This window comes from Streptomyces sp. NPDC043854 (assembly GCF_056436005.1).
The window spans coordinates 1-5,721 of record NZ_JBWKDK010000112.1 but is presented as its reverse complement, the minus strand read 5'-3'; the positions used below and the strand labels follow the sequence as shown (position 1 = coordinate 5,721).

Below are 5,721 nucleotides of genomic sequence, written 5' to 3'. Positions count from 1 at the left end.
ACTCCAGCGGCATGAAGTACGGCCAGCTGGCGCGGTGCGTTCAGCCGTAGGGCATGGCACCAGCCCTCCCATAGCAGTTACGGGACAGCCCTTACCCCCGCACATCGCCCAAGTCATTGCCGGTCACGACAGCATCAACTCCACGATGGGCTACGCTGCGGTCTACCCGGCTGACGCCATCGAGGCTCACCGCGCCTTCATCGCTCGACGACGCCAAACCAGGCCTTCGGAGGAATACCGGGCAGTCACACCCGAAGAGTGGGATGACTTCCTTTCCCATTTCGAGCGAAGGAAGCTGGCACTTGGGGAATGCGGGCGAGCCTACGGAACGGACTGCATTCACGAACATGCTTGCGTCCGCTGCCCCGTTCTCATCGTAAGCCCCGCTGAACGCCCTCGACTGGAGGAAATCCGGAAGAACTTGAACGACCGGATTGAGGAAGCCGAACGAGAAGGCTGGCTCGGTGAGGTCGAAGGTCTCCGCGTCAGCCTGACGGCGGCAGAGGAAAAGATTGCGCAACTTGACGCGCGACAGCATCATAAGGAATCGGCGGTTTTCCTCGGAATCCCTACTGTGGTCGAGAATATTGCAGGCCGCAATGTCGAGTGACATCGACGCTGGGAGGAATCAACAACGAGCGGCCTCGGCAGTCGTTGCTGCCGAGGCGGTGGGTCAGGCCTCGTTGCGGTTCAGTGAGGCTGCGTACTCCAGCCACTCGTCCACCACATCTTGGGACTCGTCCAGGGCCGAATCGCGACTTCCACCAGGTGCGTAGGCTGGAGAGCGGTCCGCGCGCAACGGCACGTGGGCGCAGTACCAGGCCCGCTTGGCGCCCGCCTGCTCGGCGTCCGTACCTGTTCGTGCGTAGTTCAGCAGCGCAGTCATGACCCGACGACGTCCAAATGCGTAGACCGCCGGCTCGACGAACCACCGGCAGAAGCTGGGGTCAGGATCGTAGACGGCTGCAGTCATCAACGGTGAAAAGAACTCCTCGGGCAGTTTGGCGCGTTCGAGCAGCGGCTTGCGAACTGCGTAGGCCAGGTGCCGCGCTCGTTGGCCTTCCGGCACGCCGACCGCGATGTCGAGGTGCAGCAACCGGGCCACCTCGGCTGCCGATGACAGGAAGGTGGGTGCGTCTGCCTTGTCACGCTCTGCTGCTTCCATGGGCAGCATTCTGGGTCAATTCCAGACCGAGAGGTAGAGACACCCGGTGCTGATTCGTGGACCACCGTTTGTCGGTCATCGTCCAGAGCGAAACGATCACGTGCCGCCTTGGCCCCGGCTCGCTGGTTCAGAGAAGTCGACTTCCTTCCCGGTGCGCTCGTTGACGCGGCGGTTGCGGATCCAGTCGGCGGTGCCGCGCTGGAGCTGGTGAAAGCGGATCGTGTGGCTGTCGGTCGCGGTGTACAGGGCGATGGGCAGTGACACGTTCTCTGAACTACGCGAGACCCAACCGACGCTCCCGCGTCTCCGTACGCTGCGGGCGAGGCCGAGTCTGCCTCAGAGATGAGCGGTGTAGTCCTTGTGCCTCGATGGCCGTCGTCCACCGCTCAGCCGGCGCCGTCACGTGCGATGGTCCAATAGGACAGCGCTTGACGTTCACTATCGCGGTCGCCGAGCTCGCGGAAGATGGTGACCGCCTGAGTGAGGGTGCTCATGGCTTCCTCGAACCGCCCCACCTCCACCAATGCGACACCAAGATTGCCCAGCGCTTGGCCTTCACCGTGGCGGTCGCCGAGCTCGTGAAAGATGGTGACTGTTTGGCTGAGCGCTGCGAAGGCTTCCTCTAGCCGCCCCAGCTCGCCGAGCACGAGGCCGAGGTTGCCCAGCGCCAGGCCTTCGCTGTGCCGGTCGCGGAGCTCGCGGAAGATGGTGACCGCCTGAGTGAAGGCGCTCATGGCTTCCTCGAACCGCCCCAAGTAGCCCAACGCGGTGCCGAGGCTGTCCAGGGCCAGGCCTTCGCCGTGGCGGTCGCCGAGCTCGCAGAGGATAGTCAACGCATGGGTATGGGCGTCGAAGGATTCCTCGAACCGCCCCACCTTGCCGAGCGCGGTACCGAGGTTGCCCATCGCCTGGCCTTCACGGGGGCGGTCGCCAAATTCACGGAAGACGGCCAACGCCGTGGTATGGGCGTCGAAGGATTCCTCGAACCGCCCCACGTCGCAGAGTGCGGTACCGAGGTTGTCCAGGGCTAGGCCTTCACGGTGGCGGTCGCCGAGTTCACGGAAGACTATGGCCGCCTGGGTGTGAGCGTCGATGGCTTCCTCAAACCGCCCCATGACCTGCAGAGCGAGTGCGCGGTTGTCCAGGGCCCAGGCTTCGCGGCGGCGGTCGCCGAGTTCATGGAGGATGGTGACCGCCTGGGTGTGGACTTCTATGGCTTCCTCGAACCGCCTCATCCCCTGCAGGAGGCTGCCGAGGTTGTCCAGTGCTCGGCCTTCGCTGTGGCGGTCGCCGAGCTCGCGGAAGATGGTGACCGCCTGGCTGCGGGCGTCGAAGGATTCCTCGAACCGCCGCACCTCCTTCAGCATGGTGCCCAGGTTGTCCAGTGCTCGGCCTTCGCTGTGGCGGTCGCCGAGCTCGCGGAAGATGGTGACCGCCTGGGTGCAGGCGTCGAAGGCTTCCTCGAACCGACCCACGGCACCCAGCACCAGAGCGAGGTTGTCCAGCGACAGGCCTTCGCCGTGGCGGTCGCCGAGCTCCCGCCAGATCGCCAGGCTCTGGGTGTGGGCGGCGATGGCTTCCTCGAACCGTCGTACGTTCCACAACGCGATGCCGAGGCTGTTCAGCGTCCCCCCTTCGTTGTCACGATCGCCGAGTTCCCGGCAGGCGGCCAAGGCGGTTCCGGTAAGTGTGATCCAGTCGTCGAAGTACCGGCGGTATTCAAGGTAAGGGGCGGTGCTGAGTGTGAGATGGATGCAGGTGGCCTGGTCTAGGCTTGGTGCGATCGTGGCGGTAGCGATCAGGTTCGCACGTTCGGCATCCAGCCATACAAGGGCCGCGATGCGGTCGGAGAAACGGTTGGAACAACGGCCAGTGCGTTCCAAGTGGGTATTGGCGGCTTCAACGGTCTCCTGGTAGTGGGTAAACAGGCGGGTACGGGCCCTGCCACGTTGGTCGCGGGTGGCCTGGGTGTTGCCGTGTTGGTCGGCGTAGAGGCGGACCAGATCGTGCATACGCCAGCGGCCCCAGACCGGGCCGGGTTCGATCAGGTGTGCGTCTGCGAGGTACTGCAGGAGTTCTTCGACCTGGCCGGGGCTGTTGTCGGCGAGGTGGGCAGCGGCCTCGGTGGACAGGTCGGGTCCGGAGTTGAGGGGCAGCAGGCGAAACAACCGGGCTTGGTCGTCAGGCAGGAGTTGATAGGACAGGTCGAAAGCCGCGCGGACGGCGCGGTCGGGGCGTGCCAGCGTGTCCAACCGGCCGTGTTCGGCTCGCAGCGCGGTAGCCAGGGACATGGCGGGTCGGGTGGGTGCGGCGGCCAGAATGGCGGCGGCGATGCGCAGAGCGAGAGGCAGGCCGGCACAGAGTCGGGCGATCTCGGCCGCGGCTTGGGGGTCATCGCGGATGCGGGTGTCGCGGCTGCCGCGCGAGTGGCGTACGGCTTGGTCGAGCAGATCGACGGCGGCGGCCTCGTCCAGAGTGTCGAGGTCGTGGAGGCGGGCGTCGAGGCCATCGAGTGTATGGCGGGAGGTGACCAGAGTGGCGGTGATTCCGTCGGTGGGCAGCAGCGGGGCGGCCTGACCGGTGGTGGAGGCGTTGTCGAGGACCACGAGGATACGTCGGCCCTCGGCGGCATAGGCGGCCAGAACGCTGCGGTAGAGCCGTTGCCGGTCCTCCAGACCGCTGGGAATGTGCTCACCGGGCACGGCCAAGGCGCGCAGCAGGCCTTCCAGGGCGCGTTCGGGCGCGAGACGGCGTTCGGGGTTGTAGCCGGCGAGGTCGGTGAAGAGCACCCCGCCGGGAAACCAGCCGGGGCGTTTCAGGGCGAGGGCTGCGGTCTGGACGGCGAGTTCGGTCTTGCCAATGCCGGCCAACCCTGACACCGCACTCACCAGCACCGCACGCTGCCACGCCCCGCCCCCGCCGTTGGTGACGGCGGGGGCGGGGGCGAGGTCCGCGAGCAGTTGCTCAACGTGCCGGTCCCGGCCGGTGAAAGCCGGGGCCCGGGGAGGAAGCCCAGCCATCGCCGGGGCGATGACCGGCGGCAGCTGCACAGAGACGTTCTGGCCCTGGATGACCGCGTGGAAGAAGATCCCACCGTTGATCGTGTTGACGGTCACGCCACCGTCACGGACCTCGCCCGCGCCGCTCACCGCGTGGGCTGGATGGTGTCGCCTTCTGGAGCATCCGGGGACGAAGAGGCGGGCGAGGTCGGGGACCTGTTGGTGAAGGTGATTCCGGAGAAGTTCTGGCCCTGCAGGATCTGACCGCTGTGCGTCCCGCCGTTGATGGAGTTCAACACCGCTCCGTCCCCGCCCCGCACCGTGGCGGCCTCCTTCCGCCAAGCCTCCAGGGCAGCACCGAAGTCCGGGTCCACGGCGGCCCGAACCGCCAGCGTGGTGCTCAGGGTCTGAGCCCGGCCCTGGTCGCCGTAGTCTTCGGAAAGACTCGTCAGTTCCGCTTCCCCGGAGCTCACTGCCGCTGCCGGGCCGCCGGCTGCCCTGCCGAATGGGAGCCGCACCAGAGCACTCAGCTTCCCCCAAACCTGACGGCCAAGCTCACCACCGGCTCCGCCGGCCAGCGCCGCAAGCAGACCTACTGATATCGGATCCATCCCCCACCCATCCTCGCTTTACGTATGTGGATACTTGCTTGGAGTGACGCATGGGCGTGTGGGAGGGTTGCGTCCCCAATCGCACATCTCGACTCGGGGTTCGTGCGCAGGATTCACACAAACCCTCCGACAGGCACCGCCAGCCGGCCATCCCCCATCGCATACCTCCCCAGGCCTCCCGGGCCCGAACCACCTTGGCGCTGAGGACAATGGCAGCCAGTAGCATCCTCCTGGGCCGGCTACTCCAGGGCACGATGCTGGTCCGCCGCGCCCGCGGTGTCTGGTGCTTAGTTCAGCCAACATGACAGTCCGAAGCTGATCACCCCGGTCCATACCGGTCTGGCCATCGTGGATCACCCCTTGACCTGGGATGGCGTACTGATCGGCGCCTTCCCCACCATCGGCTGATCACCCGTCCCAGGCGCGGACCGGTCGATGACATGGAAGCGCCCCGGCGCGGCGTAAGCGGAATACCGAATTCGAACGGCTATACGATACGAGGGTGACGTACGAGTTCCCCGCCCGGCTGCGCGCGATGCAGCTTCAGCTCCACCGTGTGCAGGCCGCGCACCGCTGGCTGTGCTCCGAGCTGCCTTGGTCCGTCGAGCCCATGGAGGGGTGGAAGGCCTCCGAGCACCGCTACTCCCACGGCGGCGACGTCCCCGCCAGCCCCGGCTACACCCCCGAGCAGAAGCAGGCCCGGGCCCAGCTGGACCGGCGCCTGCTCCGCCTGACCACCGCCATCAGCACCCACCCCTTCTGGGGCACCGTGGCGGCAGAGAAGCGGGTCGCAGCCCGCATGGCCCTCAAGCACATCACCGACACCCCTGACAGCGAGGAGGAGTAGGCATGCCGCCCGCAGGCCGGGACACCGACTGGCTGCTGGGGGGGGGGGGGGGGGGGGGGGGGGGGGGGGAGGGGGGGGGGGGGGGGGGGGGGGGGGGGC

The 5,721-nt window shown here is 66.9% G+C and carries 5 protein-coding genes and 1 pseudogene; 2 read left to right on the top strand and 4 right to left on the bottom strand.

Annotated elements, in window-relative coordinates; translation table 11 throughout:
* Nucleotides 1-610: pseudogene (locus AC068A_RS37050) on the top strand (hypothetical protein); the annotation flags it as partial.
* Between the two features lie 63 nt (nt 611-673).
* Here the strand turns inward: AC068A_RS37050 and AC068A_RS37045 are convergent.
* The 4 genes from AC068A_RS37045 to AC068A_RS37030 all read right to left on the bottom strand — a co-directional run bounded on the left by AC068A_RS37045 (nt 674) and on the right by AC068A_RS37030 (nt 4,775).
* Nucleotides 674-1,165: a hypothetical protein gene (locus AC068A_RS37045; protein ID WP_478590698.1), complete on the bottom strand. Its 492-nt coding sequence runs from the start codon at nt 1,163-1,165 to the stop codon at nt 674-676.
* A gap of 96 nt (nt 1,166-1,261) precedes the next feature.
* On the bottom strand, nt 1,262-1,429 hold the full coding sequence (locus AC068A_RS37040; RefSeq protein ID WP_478590697.1) for a Ku protein: 168 nt from the start codon (nt 1,427-1,429) through the stop codon (nt 1,262-1,264).
* 122 nt (nt 1,430-1,551) lie between these two features.
* Nucleotides 1,552-4,281, bottom strand: a complete 2,730-nt coding sequence (locus AC068A_RS37035; protein WP_478590696.1) for a tetratricopeptide repeat protein — start codon at nt 4,279-4,281, stop codon at nt 1,552-1,554.
* Nucleotides 4,282-4,310: 29 nt separating this feature from the next.
* Nucleotides 4,311-4,775, bottom strand: coding sequence for a hypothetical protein (locus tag AC068A_RS37030; protein ID WP_478590695.1), 465 nt, complete (start codon nt 4,773-4,775; stop codon nt 4,311-4,313).
* 502 nt (nt 4,776-5,277) lie between these two features.
* Between AC068A_RS37030 and AC068A_RS37025 the strand changes: the two genes are divergently transcribed.
* Nucleotides 5,278-5,622, top strand: a complete 345-nt coding sequence (locus AC068A_RS37025) for a hypothetical protein (RefSeq protein ID WP_478590694.1) — start codon at nt 5,278-5,280, stop codon at nt 5,620-5,622.
* Nucleotides 5,623-5,721 lie beyond the last annotated feature (99 nt).